This window comes from Luteolibacter sp. LG18 (genome assembly GCF_036322585.1).
Lineage (GTDB): Bacteria > Verrucomicrobiota > Verrucomicrobiia > Verrucomicrobiales > Akkermansiaceae > Luteolibacter.
In genome coordinates this window covers 4870995-4894583 of sequence record NZ_AP024600.1, presented here as the reverse complement: position 1 = coordinate 4894583, position 23589 = coordinate 4870995, and the positions used below count along the sequence as shown (strand labels likewise).

Genomic DNA, 23589 nt, shown 5'->3' with positions numbered 1-23589 from the left:
ATGTCTCATTTCACCAGACGATCCCGTCTCATCCTGCTCGCGTCTGCTTTGGCGGTCGCGGGTGTTAGCCTTTGCCTGCATCGTGGACACCACTCCGACCTTCCATTGAAGGGGGCGGACCGGGTGGTGCCCCGCGTCCTGGTTCCGGAAACCGAGTCACCCCGGCAAGCCGCGGCGGTGACGATCCGGGCGGCTGGAAAAGCCCGCCGTCAAGACCTGGTGTGGCGGGAGTCGGTGGCCGAGCCAGCGTTCCAAGCGTTCCGGGATTGGACGGAACGTTATGCTGGTGCGGTAAGAGAGGGGAGAACCGCTCTCGTGGGCGAAGGTGTGGAATTGGCCACCAAACGCCGGGCGGAGTTCGGGGTGCTGATGCGGAGTGATCCGGCGCGGGCGCTGGAACTGGCGGTGCCTGAAACGGTGCGGCGGATGTTGCCGCGTGAGGTGCTTGTTCTGTTGGAGAAGCCGGTGGATGCCCGCGGCGATCTCGAGCACTTCGCCGGAGTCGCGGAGGAAGGGCAGACCGCTCCGGCGGACCATTACGAGGCTCGTGTGAATGGCAAGCTGCTGGAGGCTTATGTGACGGCGGAGCGTTCCGAGCAACCGTCGCGCTACCGCGTGCCGATCCACGGTTACCAGCTCGATGGCGGGATCGTGGTGCGGCCCACCGCCGGGCGTTTGCTGGAGCCGGTGGAAGTGGCGGATGTCCATGCCGCGGCGGGCGGAGCGGTTTGCCCGGTGTCCGAGGAGGACACCCGTAGTCAAGGCGACGAGGCGGGATTGGCGGTGGGAACCACGACCGATCTGTTCTGTTCCTCGGCACATGCGGCGTTGGAGTTGGAACAACAGACCGCGGCGGAACAGGCCACACGGGCGCAGGCCGAGCCGGTGGCGGCCGCGGGTGGTGATGGCGGCGGAGCCGAGGTTCTGGCGGAATCGTCCCACACCGAGGGTTCGAAGACGATCCTCTTCATCCGTGTCGATTTCTCCGACCACACCTCGCCGCCGGTGGATGGCGCGGTGATCCTGCCCTACATCGCGAACGCGTGGTCGGCGTGGAGCTACGGCCGCTGCACGGTGAACACGACGGCGAGCGCCACCACACCGATCCTGCGGATGCCGAAGGTGGCGGGCTCGACCGGATACAATGGATCGTCCAGCACGCTCTACAGCGATGCTTTGGCCGCGGCCACCACGGCGGGCTACACGCCCGGCAACTATTCGTTCGTGATGGTATGCATGGACAACGGCACGCCGGGTTTCACCTTCGCCGGCCTCGGCACGGTGGGCGGAAACAAGACATGGCTGCGTGCGGAGGGCACCACCTACGCGGCCCAGGTTGCCACGCATGAGCTTGGGCACAATCTCGGGCTGAACCATGCCCAGAGCTACGTGGTGAGCGGCAGCAATCCGATCGCCAGCGGTGGCACGACCTCGGAATACGGCGATCCCTACAATACGATGGGCAATGGCGACGTCTATTCGCCCTACAATGCCCGCTACAAACTTTACCTGAACTGGCTGACCGGCTCCGACATCACCACCGTGACCACCAGCGGCATCTATCGCGTCGCCGCGCACGACAAGTCCACCGCCACCGGCATCCGCGGGCTGAAGGTGGCCCGCACCGCGAGCCAGGACTATTGCCTGGATTACATGACCGAGCGCAGCGGCACGCAGGCGACTTACAACGACAACGGCGTGCAGGTGCGGTGGGGGCCGACGGGGACCGGCAACGGTAAGACCCAGATCCTCGACATGACCTCGGGCTCCGCGAACGGATTGACCGATGCGCCTCTGGCGGTGGGGCGGACCTTCGTGGATGCTCCGAACAAGGTGTATCTCACCACGCTCGCGAAGGTCACCGGCGCGTCGTTCGATTCTATGGATGTGCTGGTGAATCTCAACACCGCGCCACCGCCGCCGCCATGGACCTTCGGGGACATCGGAACGACGGGAGCCACCGGCATCGCCACCTTCGCGGACAGCACCCATCTCATCTATGGCGCGGGCGCGGACATCTGGAGCACCGCGGATGCCTTCCACTTCGTGAGGCAGTCGCTCAGCGGCGATTGCGACGTGCGGGCGAGGGTGACCCAGCAGGCGAATTCCAATGGCTACGCGAAGGCCGGCGTGATGCTTCGCGATGGCACCGGGGCGGGGGCGGCGCATGCCTCGATGTATGTCACTCCCTCGAACGGGTTCTCGTTCCAATACCGCTCCGCCGCCAGCGGGGCGACGACCAACGTGAACGGTCCGGCCTTGAATGCCGCTCCGAACAACTGGGTGCGCATGACCCGCGTGGGCAACGTGCTCACCGGCTACGTTTCCGCGAATGGCACGAGCTGGACGCAGGTGGCGACGGCGACCCTTTCCATGTCGGCGACGATCAGCGGTGGCCTCGCGGTGTGCAGCCACATCGCCGGTGACCTCGGCGTGGCGGCCTTCGACAACGTAAGCGTCAGCGACTCGGCGGGTTCCCTCGCCACGCTGGCGAACGATGGCTTCGATACGGCCTCGCCCACGATCGGAAACGATTCCGGCGACGCGCTCGACCTTGGCTGGACCGGCGGCGGGGCGACGTTGACACTGGCAGCGGACACGACGTTCGGCACCGGCAACGCGCTTAACATGGACGCCACCGGGACCTTCAGCGGCATCTCCGCGCCGTTCGATCCGCGCTCGCTGGTCAATACCGGGGACAGCCTGAAATTGAGCTTCGATTTCCGCTACACCCAGACCGTGGCGAATAATTCGGGCGGTTTCCGGTTCGGCCTGTTCAATGACGATGGCGACGGCTTCGGCATCCAGCACGGCACCGGCGGGGCGACCAACTACAGCGTGACCGAGGACACCGGGGCGGATGGCGGATTCAATTCCGGGGGGACGGTGGGCACCTTGACCGCAGGCAGCCACACCTCGCTCAATGATCAGCTCAAGCACACGGCGACGTTCACTCTGCTGAAGACCGCCACCGGGATGATGGTCACGGGCACGGTGGACGGAGCCACTATTTCCGCCACCGACACCACGCCGGTGATCACCACCTTCACGACGATCTTCATCCGCAATGGCGGTATCAACGCGGACCTGCGGGTGGACAATGTGAAGCTGGATTACACCCACAACTTCGCGCCGGTGTTCAGCGGGAATCCGCTGGTGAAGCCCTCGGTGTTCGTGGGCAACGCGTTCTCCTCGAGTGTTTCCTCGGACGCCAGCGACGCGAATCCGGGTGATACGTTGACGTTCTCGAAGACCAGTGGCCCCGCTTGGCTCACAGTGGCGGCGAATGGCGCGCTCACCGGTACTCCGGCGGCGGGCGACACCGGAGTGAACAGCTTCGTGGTGCGGGCCACCGACACGGTCGGGGCTTACGCCGAAACCACCGTGGCGGTCAACGTGGCGGGAGCCCTCACCAACCTGTATTGGGATGGAACGTCCACCAGTTGGAACTCGGCGGCGAATTGGTCCACGGCCAGCGGGGCCACCACGCCGGATCCCGCGGTGGTTCCGGGGACGACGAACCTGGCGGTGTTCAACATGACGGGCCTGACCACGGTACAGGCCATCACGCTGGACGCGAACCAGAGTGTCGGCGGCATCACCGTGGCCACCAGCGGCACGACCTCGCTGACGGGTGGTGGGACCAACCGCACGCTGACGCTCGATGTCGGCGGCATCACCGTCAATTCGGGGGGCGGTGCGCTCACCATCGGATCGGCTGTCAGCGGCCAGAACGTGGCCATCACGCTGGCGGGCAGCCAGGCATGGTCGAATTCCGGTGCGGCGATGACGATCAACAACAACGTCACCGGCAGCGGGCTGAATTGGTCGAACACCGGCAGCGTCACCTTCCGCGCTGGTGCGGTGTTGAACCTCGGCACCGGCACGCTCACGCACAACAGCGGCACGCTCGATCTCCAGAACAACGCCAACACCATCGGCAACGTGTTCATCAATGGCGGCACGATTTTCGCCCGCAATGCCAGCGCTCTTGGTGCCACCGGCACGATCAAGCTGGGGGCCACCGGTGGCAGCATGGGAGCGATCCTCAATTTCTCCACCGCGACCATCACCAAGCCGGTTGCGCTCGGCACCACCACCGGCACGCTGGTGATCGGTAACTTCGGATTCCAGTCGCCGACGATCAACTCGGCGATCACCGGGACCAACAACGTAACGTTCAACGGCACCATCAGCACCACTGCCGGGATCTCCAGTTACACGATGACCTTGGCCGGATCGGTGAATCCGTCCGGCAATGTCACTTTCTCCAACAGCGGCACCGGAGAGGACGCGAGCGGAGTGGACAACGGGACCATCGTGGTCAGCGGCGCGATCGGTGGGAACGTCGGCAATGTCACGGTCAACAACAGCACCAGCGCCACCACGGGCGTCCAGAAAGTCGTCCTTTCGAATGCCGGGAATGCCTGGATCGGCGGCACCACGGTGAACACGAAGGGGCTTCTCCAGCTCGGCGTGGCGAATGCCATCCCGGCGGGCAGCAGCGTGACGGTGAACGGCACGCTCGACCTGAACACCTATGACGAGGCCATCGACGGGCTCTCCGGAAGTGGCACGGTGGACAAGACCGGCGCGGGCATCTCGACCTTGTCGGTCGGCGGCAATGACGCGAGCACCACCTTCACCGGCATGATCAAGAATACGGCGGGCTCCTTGGCCTTGGTGAAGGCGGGCGCGGGCACCTTGGTCCTGACGGGCACCCATAGCTACAGCGGGGCCACCACGGTTTCCGAAGGTGTCCTACAGCTAGGCAATGGTGGTGCCACCGGGAGCGTGGCTTCCACTACCATCGTTGACAACGGCGCGGTGGTCTTCAATCGCACGGGATCGCTCACGGTCGCGGCGGTGATTTCGGGCACCGGGTCGGTGACCCATGCGGGCACCGGGGCCACCACGCTGACCGGTGCGAACACGTATGCGGGTGGCACTACGGTCTCCGCGGGCACCTTGTCGCTTTCCTCGCCCTTCCTCGCGGACGGGGCGGCGGTGGGAATCGCGGGAGGGGCAACGCTGAACCTGTCTCACTCGGCGACCGACACCATCGCCAGCCTGACGCTCAATGGAGTCCTGCAGGCTGCGGGGACCTGGGGTGCCCTTGGCTCGGGGGCAGATCATGAAACCTCCCTCATCACCGGCACGGGCAAGCTGCTGGCCACCACGGGCGCTCCGCCGTACGACGCGTGGGCGGCGAACCATGGCTTGACCGGGTTGGATGCCGGTAAAACCGCCGACCCGGATGGCGATGGCCAGCCCAACCTGCTGGAGTTCGCCCTTGATGGCGATCCGTCGTCCAATGGATCGCAGGCGAAGATCTTCACGGGCATGAACACCGTGGGTGGAGAGAGCGTTTACACCTACACCATCGCGGTGCGCGCCGGTGCGGCATTCCTGGAACAGGAGAACCGCCAGGTGGCGTCAGTGGATGGGATTGACTACACCGTGGAGGCCACGGTGGATGTGATGGATTGGGATAACTCCGAGCCGGTGTCCGAGATCGTGCCCGCGATCACGGCGGGGTTGCCTGCTCCGAACGCGGGATGGGAATACCACACCTTCCGTACCACCGGTGGACCGGACAGCGCGCCGGCGGTCTTCATTCGGACTCGCGTGGTCTCGCCCTGAGAGGCCGCGGCCTTGGTCAAGAGGCCGCGGCTGTCTCCACTTCTCCGGAACGGGCGATCTTGATGAACACGTTCTCAAGGTCGTCCTCCTGGAAGTGGCGGGTGAGATCGTCCGCGGTGCCGCTGGCGAGGATCTTGCCCTGGTGGAGGAAGAGGATGCGGTCGCAGACCTCCTCGATGTCCCGCATGTTGTGGGAGGTGTAGAGGATGGCCGGGGCGCGTTCCTTCTGCACGTGGCGGACGAGCTTGCGGACCTTGTCGGCGATGTCCGGGTCCAGCGAGGCGGTGGGCTCGTCGAGCAGCAGCAGTTCGGGGTCGTTGAGGAGGGCCTTGGCGAGGTTCACGCGGGTGGATTCTCCGGCGGAGAGCTGGCCGGTGGGCTTGTCCGCCAGCTTGGTGATTTCCAGAAGCTCCAATAGCTCCGCGACTTTGACCTTCGGCTTCTTCACCCCGTAGAGGCCGGCGAAGATGGTCAGATTGTTGCGGACGCTGACGTTTCCGGGGAGGGCGGCGTAGGTGGTGCAGAAATTGGAGCGGCGCAGGATTTCCATGCGATGCTTCGCCAGATCCATGCCGAAGGCGCGGATGCTGCCCGCGGTGGGCGTGATCAGGCCCAGGATCATGTTCATCAGCGTGGTCTTGCCCGCGCCATTGACGCCGAGCAGGCCCACGACCTCGCCGGCATGGACATCCAGACACACGCCATCCACGGCGGTGAAGCCGTCGAAGCGTTTCACGACGTGGTCGATTTCAAGGACGGGCTCGCGCACGGAGCTACGATGCACGGGGTATTCGCGGCGTCCAGCGTGGCGAAAAAAAATCCCGCCAGGCGGGGTGCCTGGCGGGATTGGAGGGAAACGGGATCCGTTACGGGACGGTCACGCGGAGGCGGACGAAGAGCTTCGCGCTGCCGGTCGAAAGCGTGTATTGGATGGACGGGGTGGTGGGGGTGTTGTCCACGAAGGTCACCGGTGTCCAAGTGATCAGGTCGGTGGAGGTTTCCACGACCGGGGTGGCGGTCGCGGTGGTGTCCTTCGGCCAGGTGATGGTGTTGCCGCTCACCGTCGGGCCCGATCCGTAGGGACCGTAGAAGTATTCCACGCCGTTCTTCACGCCGTCGTTGTCGTAGTCGCCATCGGCGGCCTGCCCACCGGCATTGGCGGTGGCCCAGGTGGTGTAGCCGCCAGCCGCGCCGGTGGTCACCTGCAGGAGGCCGGTGCCGGTGATGCGGGCGGTCTTGTGGGTGGCGGAGGAGGTGAGGGAGCCCCAGGTGCCCGGAGCCTGCTGGACGCCGTCGATGTAGAGTTCGTCGATGGTGTCGGTGGCGGCGTGGGTGAGATCGAGGACCGCGCTGTTGGCCAGCTTCACGTCCGCGGTGTCGGCGAGGACCGCACTGCCAATGGAGAGCTTGCCGCCGTTCACCAGGGTGTCACCGGTGTAGGTGTTCGCGCCGGAAAGGACCAGGGTGCCCGCGCCGGTCTTGGTGAGAGAGGCGCCTGCCGCGGCTTCGCTGATGACCCCGCTCACGGTGCCGGTGCGGCTCGTGCCGATGTCGAAGCCGTGGGTGCCGGTGGCGGCGAGCTTGAGCGCGCTGCTGACGGTGAGGTCGGTGCTGGCATCCAGCGTGGTGATGGTGCCGCTGTTCCAGTTGAAGGTGCGGGTGCTGGTGGTTGTGCCGCTGCCGTTCTGGATGGTCTGTGCGGCGATGGTGCCACCACCGTTCAGGTTGACGGTGGAGTTCAGCGTCCCCGATGTGCGGTTGCCGAGGGTCAGCGTGCCGACCTTGGCGATGCCACCGGTGACCGAGAAGGTCGAGGTGAGGGTGCCGCTGCCGGTGATGGAGCCGACCAGGATGGTGGTGGCATCGAGGGTGCCTCCGCCCATCTGGAAAGTGGACCCGAGGGTGCCGCTGACCGATTGGGACCCGAGGGTGAGGGTGCTCACCAGAGCGTCCAGTGTGGTGCCGCCGCTGGCATTCGAGGTGAGATCGACGGTGGCGGTGTTCGCGCTGTTGGTGGTGGCGGTGCGGTTGCCCACGTTCCAGGCCGCCCGGTCGGTGCCGTTCGTGGCACGGACGGTCAGGCGGGGCTGGGACACGCTGCGGAAGCGCAGGATCGCGCTGTCACAGGTGTTGGTCTGGGTGTTGACCGTGTTGGCGTTGATGGTGGTGGCGGTGCCTAGGGAGACCGTGGTGGTCTTGGTGGTGTTGCCGGCGCTGAATGTGGAATCCTGGATGTTGAAGTTGGCGGCAGTGAAGGTGCTGGTGTTGGCCAGATGGACGGTGATCGCGCGCTGGTTGCCGGTGCCGCCGATGGAAACGTTGTTGGAGGAGCGGTTGTAGACCAGGTAGGAGAGGCTGCTCATGTCCACCGTCGGGGTCACGCCGAGGGTACTGCTGCCGGAGTTCTGGAGCAGCAGGTCGGCTGCCCCGTTGAGGGTCAGAGTGCCGGAGCCGCGGACGTTGTGGGTCAGGCTGGTGGTGACGGCGGTGTTGAAGGTGAGGGCATTCACCGTGGCCGAGAACGCGCCGACGTCGAAGGTCGAGGCGGTGGCTCCGAACGAGATGCCCGAGGTGGTGGACAGGGAGTTTGCCGAACCGACCAGCAGGGTTCCTCCCGCGAGAATCGTGGAGCCGGTGTAGGTATTTGCACCGGATAGCATGACCGTGCCGCCACCTTGTTTGGTGAGGGTGCGGACTCCGCCTGTCTCGCTGATCACACCGCTGATGATGCCGGTTCCGCTGTTGCTGCCGATGAAGGAGTTCGCGGCCAGCACCACGCCCCCGCTCACCGTGGCACCGCTGTCGAGGCGCAGGGCTCCGAGGTTTTCGGTATTGCCGGCGCCATTGAGGGTGACCGTGCTGTCGATGGTGGTGGCATTCGCACCATAGAGGGTGGCACCGGAGGCGACGCTGATGGGAAGGGTGGCGGGAAGGACCGCGGCGTTGGTCACCGCGAGCTTGCCGCCCGCGGTGGTGGAGACGGTGGCGGTGCCGATGAGGCCGCCCAGGTTTCCGGAGAGGGTGCCTTGGGTGGTGCCGGTGGCCAGGATGTCACCGGTGCCGGTGATGGTGTTGGTCAGGGTGCCGCCGTTGAGGGCGATGGTGCCGGTGGCGATGCTGACCGCTCCGGTGCCGAGGGCTCCGGCGGCGGTGGCGGTGATGGTGCCTCCATTGAGGATGGTGCCACCGGTGTAGGAGTTGGTGGTGCCGATGACCAGATTACCGGTGCCGGACTTGAACAGGGAGGTGGTGCCGGTGATCGAGCCGGTGCCCGAGAAGGTGTAGCTGAAGGTGGTGTTGTTCGTCACCGAGAGGCCGGAGGGAGCGAGCGTGCCGGTGAGGGTCACGACATTGTCCGCGGCGATGTCACCGAAGGTGGCGGTGTCACCGGTGTAGAACTTCTGATCGCCCTCCGTCCAGGCGGTGCTGGTTCCAAGGTCCCAGTTTCCGGTGGTTCCGGCCCAGGTGCGGGCGGCGGCGTCGAATTGAAGGATGATTCTCGCGTTGGCGGTGTCATCGGAGGCAAGCCCGTTGCGGTAGCCCGCGGTGGAGAACTCGCCGGCCGCCGGGGCACTGGAGCCATAGCCGATGACGTTGAGGAAATTGGTGCCGATCACCACGCTGGCGGAATCAGGCAGGACGCTGACGCCGGTGGCGGTTACTCCATTGCCGGACACGTAGGCGGCTCCCGCGATCACGGTCGAGCCGGTGGCGAGAGTGATGGCACCGGTGGTGGTGCCGGATCCGGCGAGAACAGCACCCGAGGCAACGGTCACCGGAGAGGTCAACGAGCCGGAGAGATTGAGCGTGCCCGTGCTGACGGTGGTCGCGCCGGTGTAGGTGTTGGCACCGGAAAGGGTGAGGGTGCCTGAGCCGGTTTTGGTGAGGGCGGCGGTGGCGGCGGCTCCGGTGGTGAGCGGGGTGGCAAAGCTGACCGAGCGGCCGTTGGTGTCGAAGGTGGCGGTTTTACCATCGGCCAGCGTGAGGCGGGCGCTGAGATCGCTCTTGTTCGCAGGGGTGAACTGGAGCCCGCCGCCGTTCATGGTGATGGTGCCGGTGGTGCCGACCGCGTTTGCATGGGCGAGCGAAAGGGTGCCCGCGGCAACCGTGGTGCCACCGGTGTAGCTGCTGTTTCCGGCCAAGGTCAGCGTGCCGGTGCCGTTCTGAGTGACACTGCCGGTGCCGGAGATGGCGTTGTTCCGGATGAGGGCATTGGTGCGGTTGAAGCTCACCGTGCCGTTGTTGACGATATCCACGGGGAGCGATCCCGCCGTGGACCCGTTGCCGATGGCCAGCGAGCCGTTCGCATTCACGGTGGCTCCGCCGGTGCCGGTGGTGTCGGCGGTGAGCGTGACGGAGGACCATTGGCCCACGGTCAGGCTGCCACCGCCCCAGCCGCTGCCGGTGCCGATCGTCACAGCCGTGGTTTTCGACGAGCTATTGCCGCTGGTGGTGACTGCGCCGTTGTAGGCGGATGTGGAGTTGGTGCCGCTGATGTTGACGTTGCGGCTGGTGCCGTTGCCGCCGCTCCGCTGGATGGTCAGGCTGCCGGTGCCGGTGAAGCCGTTGTTGAACGTCAGCGTGTTGGTGAAGCTGCCGGTGTCGTTCATCTCCACCGTCACCGCGTTGGCGAGGGCGGCCTGGTTGGCGAGTACTCCGGTGACGGAGCCGTTGTTGCTGGCCGGGCTGATGGTCGCGCCATTGACGGTCAGATTGGGGATGGTGTCGGTGGACGTGGTGGTGCCGCTGGAGGTCGAGTACAGCCGCAGGATGGCACCATTGCTCACGGTGAGGGAGTCGCCTGCGAAGGTGAGGGCACCACCGCCCGATGGCGAGAGGATGGCCTTGCCTGTGCCGCTCACCACGTAGGCGTTGCCTGCGGCAGGGGCGGCGTTGTTGCTCCAGTTGGAGGAAGTGGTCCAGTCACCGGTGGTCGTGCCGACCCACGAAATGGTGTCGGCGAATGTCGTGGGCGAAAGGCAAACGACGACGAAGAGAGGGAGGAGTTTGGATTTCATGATGCCGGGAGTGCGAAGCGTGCGGAAGTTGCACGCCATCAGGGGGCGGATCAAACGGCCGGAACTCCCAAAAACTGCCGATCCCGGTTTGGCAGAATCTACGTAGTTTCCGCCTGATAGAAGGGAAACAGGCGACGGAAGCGACGCAGGTTCCCGCTTGTCCGGCGGGCGTTCGAGGGCCACAAGTGAGGCATCCGATGCCCTTTCCCCTGAACTTCCTTTTCGGCACCGCGAACGCGGACCACCAGGTGGAGGCGCACGATCCGGCGCGGGAGGATGTGTGGGATCTGTGGGAGCGCACCCAGGGGCTTTCGCCCCGTGGACGGGCCACGGATTTCTGGAACCGCTACGAGGAGGATATCGCGGCGGCCGCGGCGATGGGCTGCAAGTTGTTCCGCTTCTCGACCGCGTGGGCACGGGTGGAAACGGCGGAGGGGCGGTTCGATCCGGAGGCGCTGGCCCACTACCGGCGGCTGGCGGAGTGCATCCGCGGCCATGGCATGCAGGTGATGCTCACGCTGCACCACTTCGTCTGGCCGGTGTGGTTGGAGCGGGACCACGGCGGGATGATCGGGAAGCGGTTCCCGGATCTCTTCGCCCGTTATGCCGACCGGGTGGCGGAGGCGCTGGGGGATTTGGTCGACTACTGGATCACCTTCAATGAGCCGAGCCAGCTCACCTTCGGCTACATCAAGCCGTGGTGGCGGAACCGCTACTACATGCCGCCGGGATTGCCGCGTGGTGAGGAAGTGGACGAGGAGGCGGCGGCGGTGGGGCGGCTGGTGCCTTCCCTTTTCCGGGCGCATGCCCGGGCCCGGGTGGCGATCCAAGCGCGGCGGTCCGAAGCGAAGGTGGGCGTGAATCCCCTGGTGACCGGCTTTCCGACGTGGCTCCAGATGCTCATGGATTGGGCGGCCTGCCACCGGCGGTTGTCCGAGGCGCTTTTCAAATTCACCACCCGTGGCGCCCTGGTGGGCGAGCGTGCGAAGGTGGATCTCGTGATCGGCGGTATCACTGCCGGGCGGCACGATCGCTTCGAGTCCAGCGACCCGTATCTGCGCACCGGCAAGGCGGTGCTGGTGCGGACGGATTGGCCGGGTGAGGGAATCGATTCACTCGTGGAGCGGCGCGTGGGGGTGCTCGGCATTGGCAACCAGCCGGACGGATGGAAACGGGACCTGCCGCCTTCTGCGAAAAAGCGGATCTTTGCCAACTATGATGAAGCCCGTGGTGCCCTGGCCTCCGGAGCGGTGGAGGCCGTGTATGGGGATGCTCCTTACCTCATACCGCACGGGTTGGAGGAGAGCGCTTCGTTCCGGTTTCTTGTCAGCGGGTTGAGCGACGAGTCCTACGTGGTGCTTGCTCCGAACGGCCACGGCGACCTGTTGGAGCGGGTGAACCGGGTGGTGGCCACGTTCCAGCGCGAGGTCACGGCGGCCCGGGAGGAGCCGTGGATTCACCCCGCGGCGCCATTGGGAGAGGACAAGCTGCCGCCGGTTTCGTTGGCGGAGGTGTTGTGGGGGCCGGCGGAGAACGAAGCACCGGGGCAGGGGCGGGGACGCTCGATGAAGCGCATCCGCCGCCGCGGGCGCATCCGCATCGGCCTGCGCAAGGACACGCCGGGGCTTTCACCCGCGTGCCGCGGGGAGGGGCTCGAGCTTCTGCTGGCGCGGCGCATCGCCCACCAGGTGATGGGGGACGAGAATCTGTTGGAGATCGTGCCACTTGAGCCCTCCCGCCGGGCGAAGGCATTGGCTTCGAAAACGAGCTGGCTGAACTGGGCGTGGCGGTTCTGGGGCACCACCAGTCTGATCGCGAATGCGAACTGGTGGTATCTCGGAACCTCGGGCCGGCTGCCGGTCGAGTTGTGCCCGGACGAGGCGGTCGGCGCGCAGGATTTCGTGGGGCTGGACTACTATTGGGGCCTGCCCACCCGGAAACTCCACCGCTTCCGCTCGCTGGAGGATGCGGCGCACGGCAAGTTCATCCAAGCGCCGGTGTGGCCACAGGGGCTTTTCCACGCGTTGCAGCGGTTCCACCGTTGGTTCCCGGACCAGGAATTGTTCATCGTGGAAAACGGCAGCGTGCCGGAGGCAAATGGCATCCCCCGTGGCGAGTACCTGCGGCTCCACCTCGCGCAGGTGGAGCGCGCGCTCGACAAGGGCGTGCCGGTGCGCGGCTACAATTGCTGGTCCATCACCTCGAACCGCGAATGGGGGCACCCCTTCGATCCGAATACCGATTTCGGGCTCTACTTCGTGGATCTCGACAAGGATCCGTCTCTTCGTCGCGTGGAGACCGACGAGGTGCGGGTTTACCGCGACATCATCGACGCGGGTACCTCCCGTCAGGCGGAGAAGGGCTGAGTGGACCTCAGCTCTGCGGCTTCTTCGAGCGGGTGCCCGGGGCGGCGAGGATCTCGATGTAGATTCCGGCTTGCTCGGCCTTGGCCGCCTCGTCGATCTCACGCGGGATGTCGTCCACGTGAATGGCCTTGGTGTTGGCTGCCTCGGCACCCACCCGGCAGTGGAAATCCCAGAAATCGACGCCTTCCGGCAGGGCCTTGCGGCGCTCCCGCTTCACGTATTTCCGGATGTCGTGCTTGATGGCCTCCACCACGCGCGGGGGCTTCAATCCTTCGACCTGGAGCGGGAACGTCTTCTTCACGGGCGGCTTGTGGCCCCGGACGCCCCGTTTGTCCATCGCGGAAACGGCAGGTCAATCGTCGAACATCCTCGGAACTCCGGCGGTTTCGGCGTCCTCCTTGAGCTGGCGTTCCCAGATGTAGCGGCGGAAGAGCACCTTCACGGCGGCGGTGAGGGGCACGGCCAGCAGGGCACCGACGAAGCCGCCGAGCACCAGCGACCAGAACAGCATCGAGAAGATCACCGTCAGCGGATGGAGGCCCACCGAGTCGCCCACGATCTTGGGCGCGGTCACCAGCGAGTTGATCTGCTGTACACCCACGAAGATGGCCACCACCCCGATCACGTAGCCGGTGGGTCCGAGGCCCCACGGGGCCACGCCCTGGGCGTGGAGGTAGCCGATGATGCAGGCGGGCACCAGGCACAGGATGTTGCCGATGTAGGGGATCACGCCGAGGATGGCCATGAAGGCACCCACCAGCAGGCCGTAGGGCAGGCCGTAAATGGTCAGGCCGATGCCGACCAGCACGCCGTCGATGAGCGCCACCAGCACCTGGCCGCGGAAGAACGAGATGAGGTAGCCGTTGATCTCCTTCAGGCAATCGACCAGCTCGGTCTTGAAACGGGAGGCCTTCAGCGGGACGTAGTCGTGCCAGTGGTCGCGGATGGCGGCGGATTCCTTCAGGAAGAAGAAGAGGTAAACCGGCACCATGATCATGCCGAGGACGAGGCCGAGGAAGGCGAGCACCTTGCTGGTGCCGGTGCTCAGCCACGAGCGGCCGGTGGAAAGAATGGTGTCCTTGTTTTCGAAGAACATCCGGCCGACGCGGGTGGTGGCGAGGAATTCGAGGGTTTCCGCTTCGGACGGCTTGGCGACGGGGTCGTCGTGATCGTCCACCTCGGTGAGCGCCCAGCCGATGGGGTCGGAAGGGTGCTCGGAGCGGAGTTTCCGGAGGGAGCTGACGAGCTGCGGGATCAGATGCTTGTCGTCGTCGGGGCTGTCCTGTGGGGCTTGCTTGTTCGGCTGGAAAACCTTCTGGAGCGCCTGCTTGCCGCTTTTGATGCCGGGCACCAAGGCCGCGGCCATGCCGCCGAAGGTGAGCAGCAGGGCGAAGAAGACGATCATCACCGCCCACAGGCGCTTCATCCCGCGCTTCTCCAGCCACACCACGACCGGATCGAGCAGGTAGGCGATCACGCCGGCGATGAGCAGCGGGATGAGAACCGGCTGCAGGAAGCCGAACATCTGTCCCACCAGCCAGGTGAAGCCCACCAACAACGCACCGAGCACGAGCAGCCCGAGGCCGGTGGCGGCGTTCCAGAGGGTTTTTTGCTGGAAGCGGGTGGGGAAGCGGGACATTTCGCGGCATGGTCTAGCAGATCCAGGGCCCGGGGAGGAATTGGAAAAACCGGCGGGGATTCGAAGGAGTAGAGCCTTTAGGCGAGGAGGGTCTTCCGGGAGGCGGAGGCTGGTGGGTGGCTTTGCTTGGAAGAGGTTGTCCGTCCGTCCGCGGAGCCTAGGGGAAACGGACGGACGGACGCCTCGGGAGCGGGGCGAATCGCGGCGGATTCTGAAGGAGTAGAGCCTTTAGGCGAGGAAGGTCTTCAGTGGGGGCGGAGGCTGGTGAGCGTTTCCACTCCATCGCCAAAGGCCGGACTGAAGTCCGCGGTCCCGGTGGAAGAGACGATGGTGGAAGCCCGGTTGGCACGCGGGGGGGCATTCCGCTTCGAGCCAGCGGCGGTCAGTTAGGAGGCGCATGCGAGGTGGAGGAGAACGTAGGGATAGAGAGAGATAGCGTTCTCTCTCTTCTTCTCTCCCTTTCCCTTCGTTCACGTTCGTCCATCCATCTTCCCCCTCCTCGCGCGGAGTTTCCGGCGATTGAGAGTCGCGAGACTCCGCCCCCACTGAAGACCTTCCTCGCCTAAAGGCTCTACTCCTTCCGTGTCCGTCCGTCCGTTTCCCCTAGGCTCCGCGGACGGACGGACAACTTCGTGGCGTGTAAGGGCTCGTACCCAACACGCGTAAGCCGCAGTGCATGACCCGCTTCCTGTTTTCCCTTCTGCTTCCGGTGGCGTTGACGGCACCGCTGGGTGCGCAAACCCGGCCTTTTCCCGCGCACGCTCGCTATCCGGGCGCGGTGATCCGCCCGTCCGCATTCACCCAGGAGCAACAGGACACCGATGTCCGGGCTGCCTACGATGCCTGGAAAAAAGACTACGTGAAGGAGGCGGGCAAGGACGCCGCCACCGGCAAGACCCTCTATCGGATCGCCATGGGGAAGACCGCGCCGAAGGTGGAGGTCACGGTGTCCGAAGGGCAGGGCTACGGGATGGTGATCGCGGCGCTCATGGCCGGTCACGATCCGGAGGCGCGGGGGCTTTTCGATGGGTTGTTTCTTTTCGCAAAGGGCCATCCCGACAAGCGGACTCCGGGGCTGATGCAGTGGCGGGTGCCCTTGGAGTCACCGGATGGCGGCGGGGGTACCAGCGCCTTCGATGGCGACGCGGACATCGCGCAGGGCTTGATCCTGGCCCACGCGCAGTGGGGGAAGGGAGGGGCGATTGCGTATCTGGAGGAGGCCAAGAGGGTGATCGCGGCCCAGTTGAAGGGCTGTATTGGACCGCAAAGCCGCCTCCCGCTGCTCGGAAACTGGGTGGCGTCCGATGGCAAGAAATCCAACCAGTCCACCCCGCGCAGCTCGGACTTTCTGCCGTCCCACTTCCGGGTCTGGGCGAAGGTTTCCGGCGATCCGGTCTGGAATACGGTGGCGGAAAACTGCTCGGCGGTGGTGGACGCGTTGCAGAAGAACCACAGCCCGGACACCGGGTTGCTGCCCGATTTCATCATCAACGCCGATCCGCCCTCCGCCGCGAAACCCGCGGGACCGAAGTTCCTGGAAGGGGAGCATGATGGCGCGTATTTCTACAATGCCGGCCGCGACCCATGGCGCCTGGCGCTCGATGGCCTGCTCAATGGCAACGCCAGGTCCACCGCACAGGCACGGAAAATGGCCGTGTGGCTGCGCCGCTCCACGGGCGGGGATTCGGGCAAGATCAAGGCGGGGTATAAGCTGGACGGCACACCCTTGCCCGGCAGTGACTACTTCAGCAGCTTCTTCTCCTCGCCCTTCGGCGTGGCGGCGATGCTGGATCCGGAAGGGCAGGCGATGCTGGATTCCATCTACGGCAAAGCCCGTAGCACGCGCCAATCCTACTACGAGGACACCGTGAACCTGCTGTGCCTGCTGGCGATGAGCGGGAATTATTGGGACTCTCCCGCGGAGTGATTCGCGGTGCGGAAAAATCGTTCCGGAGGGGGTCCGGATGACGATGTTAGATGCATGGAATAAAATAATTTTCCAGCATCTATCGGGGTTCCAGAGCTTCGCTTCAGCAACACCTTGCAAAACGCGGCGCGTCTTTGTAGTGCGTGAATTGGTAACTTATGAAGCGCGTTTCGTCTATTTTTCCGGTTCATCGTGCCCACGGGGTGGGGGACCGGAGCGTCGGGTTGGAACACCGCTTTCATGATGGTCGGCGGTTGTTTCCTGGCAAGCGGGGGGAAGCAGCGGGGCGTCGGCTCGTTCACATGGGACATGTGAATCTCTCCGTTCATTTGCATGAAAACCCCAAGACCCATGAACCCATCCCGATCCGTGTGTACCGGTATCCGGGCCTCGCTGCTCGTCCCGGTCCTCGCGGCCTGCCAGATCCTGCCCTCCCGGGCGGACTACACCGCTGAAATCCTCAGCGAACATCCCATCGCCTACTACAAGTTCAGTGACGGCGTGACCGCGCCGGCTCCGAAGGACACGGCGGTGAATATCGGCAGCTTCGGCACGCCGGGCAACGCCCTCTACAGCGCCACGGTTACCCACGCCACAGGCGGCGCCATGCCGGGGAACGCCAACAAGGCGGCGACCTTCAACGGCCGCGGCTTCGCGTTGCCCTACAACGCCGAGTTCAACAGCGCGGGCTCGTTCTCGGTGGAAATGTGGATCCAGCCCTCGGCGGTTCCGGCCACGGGTGGGCTGGTTTGCCCCACGGCGAGTTTCCACGAGAACACCGGCACCGGCCGTGCCGGATGGCTCATTTACCAAGGCGACGCCGCCACCGGATTCAATTTCCGGACCTACAACCTGAACGGCTCCACCCCGGCGGTGAACATCACCAGCGGCGCGGGAGTCACCGCGGGCAGTTGGCACCATGTTGTGGCCACGTGGGACAGCGCGGCTGGCGTGGGCAAGCTGTATGTGAACGGCGCCCTGAAGGCGACGAGCGCGGCCACCACCTTCGCCCCGAATTTCGACAAGCCCTTCACGCTGGGAGCCCGGTCCGACGACGCCTTCGTCTGGCAGGGAAGCATTGATGAACCAGCCTACTACACCGCCGCCTTGAGCGACGCCCAGGTCCTGGCCCACTACAACAACGGGGTGAACGCCTCGCCGCCCACGGCCTACAACGCGGTGGTGGCGGCGGACTCTCCGCTTGGCTACTGGCGTCTCGATGAGCCGGTGTTCAATCCCACGATCCCGGTGGCCACCAATCTGGGTACACTCGGTGCCGCGGCGAACGGGGGCTACCATGGCGGGACGGTGAACGTGGCCGGCCCGGATTCTTCCTCCGGATTCTCCGGCATGGGATCGGGCAACACCGCCGTGTCCTGCGATGGGATCGATGGCTACGTGGGCAGCGCCCTGAGCCTGCTCAACGACCGTTCCGCCTTCACCGTGATGGGGTGGGTGAAACGCCCCAGCGTCTCGCCCTCCACGCGCGGTGGTTACTTCGGGCAGAACGATCTCCTCGAATTCGGCGAGGCCGATGCCGGGGCGAACATCGAGGCCTGGATCAACGCGACCGGCGGCAACGTCAAGGCGGCCAACGTGCCTGCCGACGACTCGACCTGGGGCTTCATCGTGCTGACCGGTAATGGCACCAACAATTCGCTCTACGTGAACGGCACGCTTGTGGGGACACGCAATGCCACCGTGTCCACCTACGGCAACAATGCCTTCAAGTTCAACATCGGCGGTGGCGGAATCTTCAACACCGCGGGAGACTTCTTCCACGGCGTGATCGACGAGGTGGCGGTCTTCGACAAGGCGGTCACTCCCGGTCGCGTGATGCAGCTCTACGCGGCGGCGCAGGGAGCGGTGCCGCCCAGTTCCGCGGACCCTGTGTTGACCCCCAGTGGCCAGGTCATGGAGGGCCAGGCGTTCTCCCTGTCCGTGGATCCCTCCGGCACTCCGCCGTTCACCTACCAGTGGAAGCGGGACGGGGTGGATATCCCGGGAGCCACCGGCACCACCTTGTCGGTGGCGAGTGCCACGGTGAACCCGGCCAATCCCCAGCAGCCCTCCGTCTATTCGGTCAGCATCACCAACGAGGTGAACACGCTGACCGTTTCCTCGAGCATCCAGATTGTGCCGGGATTCGTGTGGACCGCGGCAGGCGGCGGCACATGGGACGAGGGGATCACCACCAGTTGGAAGACCCTCACCACCGGCACGCCGACCACCTACGGGAACTACGGCTTCGTGCGGTTCGATGACACCGCCTCGTCCGGGAATATCGCGTTGTCCGGAGCCATCTCCCCGGTGGCGACGACCTTCAAGAACAACACCCTGACCTACACCCTCACGGGAAGCCCGATCACAGGGAACACCGGCGTGGTCATGCAGGGCAATGGCCGCACCGTGCTGGCCACCGACAACACCTATACCGGCCTCACGGACGTGCAGAGCGGCGTGCTCCAGATCGGAGATGGCACCACCGGTTCCATTCCCGGCACCAATGCCGTGACGATCACCGGCGGGGAACTCCGGCTCAATCCCGCCGCGGGTTTCACCTATGCCTCCCCGACGACCCTCGCCTCCGGCATGCTCTCCTTCAAGGGCACCGGAGATGTCACCACCACCGGCATCATCAACGGCGCGGCGGGCAGTGAGCTCTTCGACCGAGCAGGCACCATCACCATCGCCGCTCGGAACACTCCCGGCGGGATCGTCACCATCAATGCCGGCACCGTGTTGCTGGACGGTGCCCAGCAGTTCAACCGCATGAAGGCGAACCAGACGGTGATCGTGAACAGCGGGGGGATCCTGGAGCTCCATGGCGTGAACTCGCTGCCGAGCGCGGCCAATTCGATCAACCTCACCTTGGGTGGCGGCAGGCTCAACGTTGTGTCCGGTGGCAGCACCGCGACGGGAGTTGACGGGGAAAGCCACAACCACATCGGAAACATCACGCTGAATGGAGGTACCATCCACCTCGACTACTCGGGAGCTGGCGATGCCTACGATGGCGAGAGCTTCCAGTTGAATGGGGATTTGGCCACCGTGGGGGACAGTCCCTCCTTGATCGAGCTCAATGCCGCCACCTGCACCTCCGGGAACTCCGGCATTGCGCTCGCCGGTGCCCGTTCCTTCGTCGTCAACGACGTCACCACCAGTCCGGCTGCGGACCTGACGGTGAACGTCGAGATCGAGGACAACGATGACGGCGGGGGCTCGCTGGTGAAGGCGGGTTCCGGGACCCTCGCGATCGGCTACGAAAACAACTACACCGGTGGCACCACCGTCTCCGAGGGCACGTTGCTCGTGAACAACACGTCCGGTTCGGGCACCGGCCCCGGGACTGTTTCGGTGCAGTCGGGTGGGACTATCGGCGGCTCCGGCACGATCGGCGGGGTGATGACGGTGGCGGGCACGATTGCTCCCGGCAGCAACGGCGCTGGCACGCTCGGCACCTCCGCGGTGGCTCTCTCCGGCACCTATGCCTGTGAGGTTGCCGGCTCCGCATCGGACCTTTTGTTGGTTTCCGGTGATCTCGATCTCACCGGCGCGAGCCTTTCGGTCTCGGTGCTTCCCGGAGGCTTCACCGCTTCGTCGTACGTGATCGCTCAATATTCCGGCAGCCTGACCGGCACCTTTACCAGCGTGCCCGCGGGCTATGTGGTGCAGTATTACCAAGGTCCCGGAGGAAACCAGATCACGCTCTCCCAGCAGGCTTCCGGCGGCTACGGGGCATGGGCTACGGCCCACGCGGGTGGTCAGGCGGCGAACCTGGACTTCGATGGCGATGGCGTCTCCAACGGCGTGGAGTATTTCATGGGGGCGAATGGCGCGGGCTTCACGGCCCAGCCGGCTCCCGTGAACGGAGTGGTCACCTGGCCGCGCGATCCTTCCGCCACCGTGACCTCGTTCAAGATCCAGGTTTCCGACACACTCGCGGCCGGTAGCTGGACGGACATCGTGCCGCCCAACGCGAGCATCGACCTGGGCAATCCGAACCAGGTGAAATTCACCATGCCTTCCGGCGCTCAGAAGAAATTCTGCCGCCTGGTGGTCACCCCGTGACCAAGCCGGACTGAGCCGGTCTTTCCGATGCCCGCGCGATCCGGCGCGGGCATCGCCGTTTCCGGATCAAGCACTCGGGCTCGCGTCCTTCGCCAAGCGGTCGAGCACGCCATTGACGAAGCGGCCGGAGTCGGTGGTGCCGAAACGCTTGGCCAGTTCGATGGCCTCGTTGATCACCACCTTGTGCGGCACGCCGGCGTGGAAAATCTCATAGGCCGCGAGGCGCAGCACCGCGCGGTCCACGGGGTCGATACGTTCCGGCACGTAGTTGTCGACCACGTTGGCGAGGCGCTCGTCGAGCTCCTCCTTGGTCCGCAGGATGCCATCGACCATGGCATCGGAATCGTGGCGCAGGGCCGCGATTTCGGAGCGGGACTCACGGAGTTTCGCGAGATCGGCCTGGTCGGGGAATTGTTCCGGGGCCTCGACCATGCGGAGGCGGTCGGAGATGCGCTGCAGGCGGCGGACGGTGGCGGCGACGGCCTCCAATTGGCCGCGCAGCACGGGGAAGTCCTCGAGGCCGAGCAGGAAGCGCTTGCGGCTGGTGGCCAGGTCGCGGTCGATTTTGAAGAGGGCTTGCAGGGCCACCTCGATCTTGCTCGCCACCGCGTCATCGTCGCCATCGCGCGGGATGCGGTTGAGCTGGTCGAAGGCGGCGCTCCATTTCGCTTCCAGCTCGTCGATGCGGGCCAGCTCGAGCTTCAGGCGCTCGGCTTCCAAGCGGGCGGAAAGGAATGCATCCGCCAAGGTCTTGCGGCTCACGAACTCCTCGAGGCGCGTTTCACGGCCGAGCGCCAAGTGGTGCACGGTGCGGAAGGTCGCGATCTGGAGATTGCGGCGGTCGGACTCGGTGATGAATTCCCAGAACGGCTCGCGCAGCGCGATCGGATCGGCTCCGCCTTCCAGGTCGGCGCAATACAGGAACTGAACGACCGCTTCGCGGATCTGACGGCGGCTAGGCATTGCGGTTGTTGGCGCGGACGGGGGTGGGCTTCGGCATGGAACGGTCGAGCTCCATGAAAATATCGATCATGCTGGCGGCGGCGCGGGCGGCTTCACGGCCGCGGTTGAGGTTCGCGCCGATGCAGCGGGCGTAGGCCTGCTTCTCGTCGTTCACGAGCAGCACCTCGTGGATCACGGGGCGCTTGGACTCGAGGGCGAGCTGCTGGAGAGAGTTGGTGATCGAGGTCGCGATCTGGTCGGCGTGGTCGGTGCCGCCGCGGATGATGAGGCCCAGCGCGATCACGCAGGCCGGCGGTTCGCGGTCGAGCACGTTGGCGATGGTCACCGGGATCTCGAAGGCACCCGGCACGCGGATCAGGTCGACGCGGGCCTGGGGCACGAGCACGCCGAGTTCCTCCACGGTGTTGTCGACGAGGGCGTCGGTGAATTGCTCGTTGTATTTCGACGCAACGATGCAGATCCGGACTTTCGGTCCGATGATCCGGGGTCTGGGTGGCAAAGCCGACGACATGGGCGGGATATGAAGGCGGGTGACGGAAAAGTCAACCGGGCGAAGGGGCGGAGAGCCTACCGGCGGTCCAGGCCGGAGGGAAGAAAAACGTTACACCAGCTTCACCGCGATGATCTTCGAGGCCATTGAACCACGAAATACACGAAGGTTCACGAAATCAGAACTCGGCTCCGGAGGATCCTCCGTTTCGTGGAATTTGGTGCCTTTCGTGGTTTCTTGGAAAGAGAAAGGCTCAGAGCGTGTGGCCCATCCGCAGCTTCTTGGTTTCGAGATACTTCTCGTTGTGCGGGTTGGAGGGCAGGCTGATCGGCAGTTGCTCCACGATTTCCAGCCCGTAGCCGCCGAGGCCGACGACCTTCTTCGGGTTGTTCGTGAGCAGGCGGATGCGGCGCACGCCGAGGTCACAGAGGATCTGGGCACCCATGCCGTAGTCGCGCAGGTCGGAGGCGAAGCCGAGCTTTTCGTTGGCCTCGATGGTGTCGAGGCCGAGCTCCTGGAGCTTGTAGGCGTGGATTTTCGCGGCCAGGCCGATGCCGCGGCCTTCCTGGCGGAGGTAGAGCAGCACGCCGCCTTCCTCCGAGATGCGCTCCAGCGCCTTCGCGAGCTGGCCGCCGCAATCGCAGCGCTTCGAGAGGAACACGTCACCGGTCAGGCATTCCGAGTGGACGCGGACCATCACCGGCTTTTCCGGATCGATCGGCCCCTTCGAAAGGGCGAGGTGGTGCGAGCCATCGGTGTGGACCTTGTAGAGGTGGCAGTCGAAATCACCGTAGTCGGTGGGCAGGAGGATCGTTTGCTCGCGCTCGACGAGTTTTTCGGACTTCCGACGCCACTCGATGAGCTGGCTGATGGTGCAGGCCTTCAAGCCGTGCTTCTTCTGATAATCCCCGAGCTGGCCGACGCGGGCCATGGTGCCATCGTCGTTCATGATCTCGCAGATCACGCCCGCGGGTGGAAGACCGGCGAGGCGGGCGAGGTCCACAGCGGCTTCAGTGTGGCCGGCGCGGCGCAGCACGCCGCCATCCATCGCCTGGAGCGGGAAAACGTGGCCGGGCTGGACGAAATCATCCGGGCCGGCGGTGTGATCGGAAAGCAGGCGGATCGCCAGCGCGCGGTCGGCAGCGGAAATGCCGGTGCTGATGCCTTTGGCGGCATCCACGGCCACGGTAAAGGCGGTCTTGTGTCCTTCCTTGTTGCGGCGGGCCATCGGCGGGAGCTCAAGGGCCTCCACGCGCTCGGCGGTGATCGGCGCGCAGACCAGGCCGCGGGCGTTCACGGCCATGAAGTTGACCATCTCCGGTGTGCAGAGCGAGGCAGCCCCGATCAGGTCGGCCTCGTTCTCGCGGGACGGATCATCGGCCACGATGACCAACCGTCCGGCGGCCACTTCGGCGATGATTTCTTCAATCGGGCTGAATTCCAATGCGGTCTCGGACACGGAGGAGATCTAG

Annotated in this window: 11 protein-coding genes; 4 read left to right on the top strand and 7 right to left on the bottom strand. The window is 65.2% G+C overall.

Translation table 11 applies throughout. From position 1 onward, the window contains the following. The first annotated feature begins 333 nt into the window (after positions 1 to 333). Positions 334 to 5643, top strand: a complete 5310-nt coding sequence (locus llg_RS19505) for an autotransporter-associated beta strand repeat-containing protein (RefSeq protein WP_338286662.1) — start codon at positions 334 to 336, stop codon at positions 5641 to 5643. Between the two features lie 16 nt (positions 5644 to 5659). Here the strand turns inward: llg_RS19505 and llg_RS19500 are convergent, their stop codons facing one another. Further along, the gene (locus llg_RS19500) at positions 5660 to 6412 is read right to left on the bottom strand and encodes an ABC transporter ATP-binding protein (protein ID WP_338286660.1); all 753 of its coding nucleotides are present in this window, start codon (positions 6410 to 6412) and stop codon (positions 5660 to 5662) included. A gap of 97 nt (positions 6413 to 6509) precedes the next feature. Beyond that, complete coding sequence (locus tag llg_RS19495) at positions 6510 to 10661, bottom strand: autotransporter-associated beta strand repeat-containing protein (RefSeq protein ID WP_338286659.1); 4152 nt, start codon at positions 10659 to 10661, stop codon at positions 6510 to 6512. A gap of 197 nt (positions 10662 to 10858) precedes the next feature. Between llg_RS19495 and llg_RS19490 the strand changes: the two genes are divergently transcribed. Next, positions 10859 to 13027, top strand: coding sequence for a family 1 glycosylhydrolase (locus llg_RS19490; protein WP_338286658.1), 2169 nt, complete (start codon positions 10859 to 10861; stop codon positions 13025 to 13027). Positions 13028 to 13034: 7 nt separating this feature from the next. Here the strand turns inward: llg_RS19490 and llg_RS19485 are convergent, their stop codons facing one another. After that, positions 13035 to 13328 carry a DUF6172 family protein gene (locus llg_RS19485; RefSeq protein WP_338286657.1) on the bottom strand — a complete coding sequence of 98 codons (294 nt, stop codon included), beginning with the start codon at positions 13326 to 13328 and terminating at the stop codon, positions 13035 to 13037. Positions 13329 to 13379: 51 nt separating this feature from the next. Continuing rightward, positions 13380 to 14666 (bottom strand): AI-2E family transporter, encoded by a 1287-nt coding sequence (locus llg_RS19480; RefSeq protein WP_338286655.1) that lies wholly within the window; start codon positions 14664 to 14666, stop codon positions 13380 to 13382. A gap of 778 nt (positions 14667 to 15444) precedes the next feature. On the opposite strand from llg_RS19480, the gene llg_RS19475 reads away from it, so the two are divergent. Continuing rightward, positions 15445 to 16593, top strand: a complete 1149-nt coding sequence (locus llg_RS19475) for a glycosyl hydrolase family 8 (protein WP_338286653.1) — start codon at positions 15445 to 15447, stop codon at positions 16591 to 16593. Between the two features lie 351 nt (positions 16594 to 16944). Further along, positions 16945 to 20664: a LamG-like jellyroll fold domain-containing protein gene (locus llg_RS19470; protein ID WP_338286651.1), complete on the top strand. Its 3720-nt coding sequence runs from the start codon at positions 16945 to 16947 to the stop codon at positions 20662 to 20664. A 66-nt stretch (positions 20665 to 20730) separates the two neighbouring features. Here llg_RS19470 and nusB read toward each other — a convergent pair whose 3' ends face one another. From nusB to llg_RS19455, 3 genes are all read right to left on the bottom strand, one after another. Further along, entirely contained in the window at positions 20731 to 21627 is an 897-nt protein-coding gene (nusB, locus tag llg_RS19465; protein WP_338286650.1) for a transcription antitermination factor NusB, read from the bottom strand. After that, positions 21620 to 22138, bottom strand: coding sequence for a 6,7-dimethyl-8-ribityllumazine synthase (ribH, locus tag llg_RS19460; RefSeq protein WP_338286648.1), 519 nt, complete (start codon positions 22136 to 22138; stop codon positions 21620 to 21622). Before ribH ends, nusB begins: the two co-directional genes overlap by 8 nt. 232 nt (positions 22139 to 22370) lie before the next feature. Next, positions 22371 to 23576, bottom strand: a complete 1206-nt coding sequence (locus tag llg_RS19455; RefSeq protein ID WP_338286647.1) for a bifunctional 3,4-dihydroxy-2-butanone-4-phosphate synthase/GTP cyclohydrolase II — start codon at positions 23574 to 23576, stop codon at positions 22371 to 22373. Positions 23577 to 23589: the final 13 nt, after the last annotated feature.

Coding starts and splice junctions, on each gene's coding strand:
- nusB (WP_338286650.1), bottom strand. CDS start 21,627: ATGCCTAGCCGCCGTCAGATCCGCGAAGCGGTCGTTCAGTTCCTGTAT.
- ribH (WP_338286648.1), bottom strand. CDS start 22,138: ATGTCGTCGGCTTTGCCACCCAGACCCCGGATCATCGGACCGAAAGTC.
- llg_RS19490 (WP_338286658.1), top strand. CDS start 10,859: ATGCCCTTTCCCCTGAACTTCCTTTTCGGCACCGCGAACGCGGACCAC.
- llg_RS19495 (WP_338286659.1), bottom strand. CDS start 10,661: ATGAAATCCAAACTCCTCCCTCTCTTCGTCGTCGTTTGCCTTTCGCCC.
- llg_RS19470 (WP_338286651.1), top strand. CDS start 16,945: ATGAACCCATCCCGATCCGTGTGTACCGGTATCCGGGCCTCGCTGCTC.
- llg_RS19480 (WP_338286655.1), bottom strand. CDS start 14,666: ATGTCCCGCTTCCCCACCCGCTTCCAGCAAAAAACCCTCTGGAACGCC.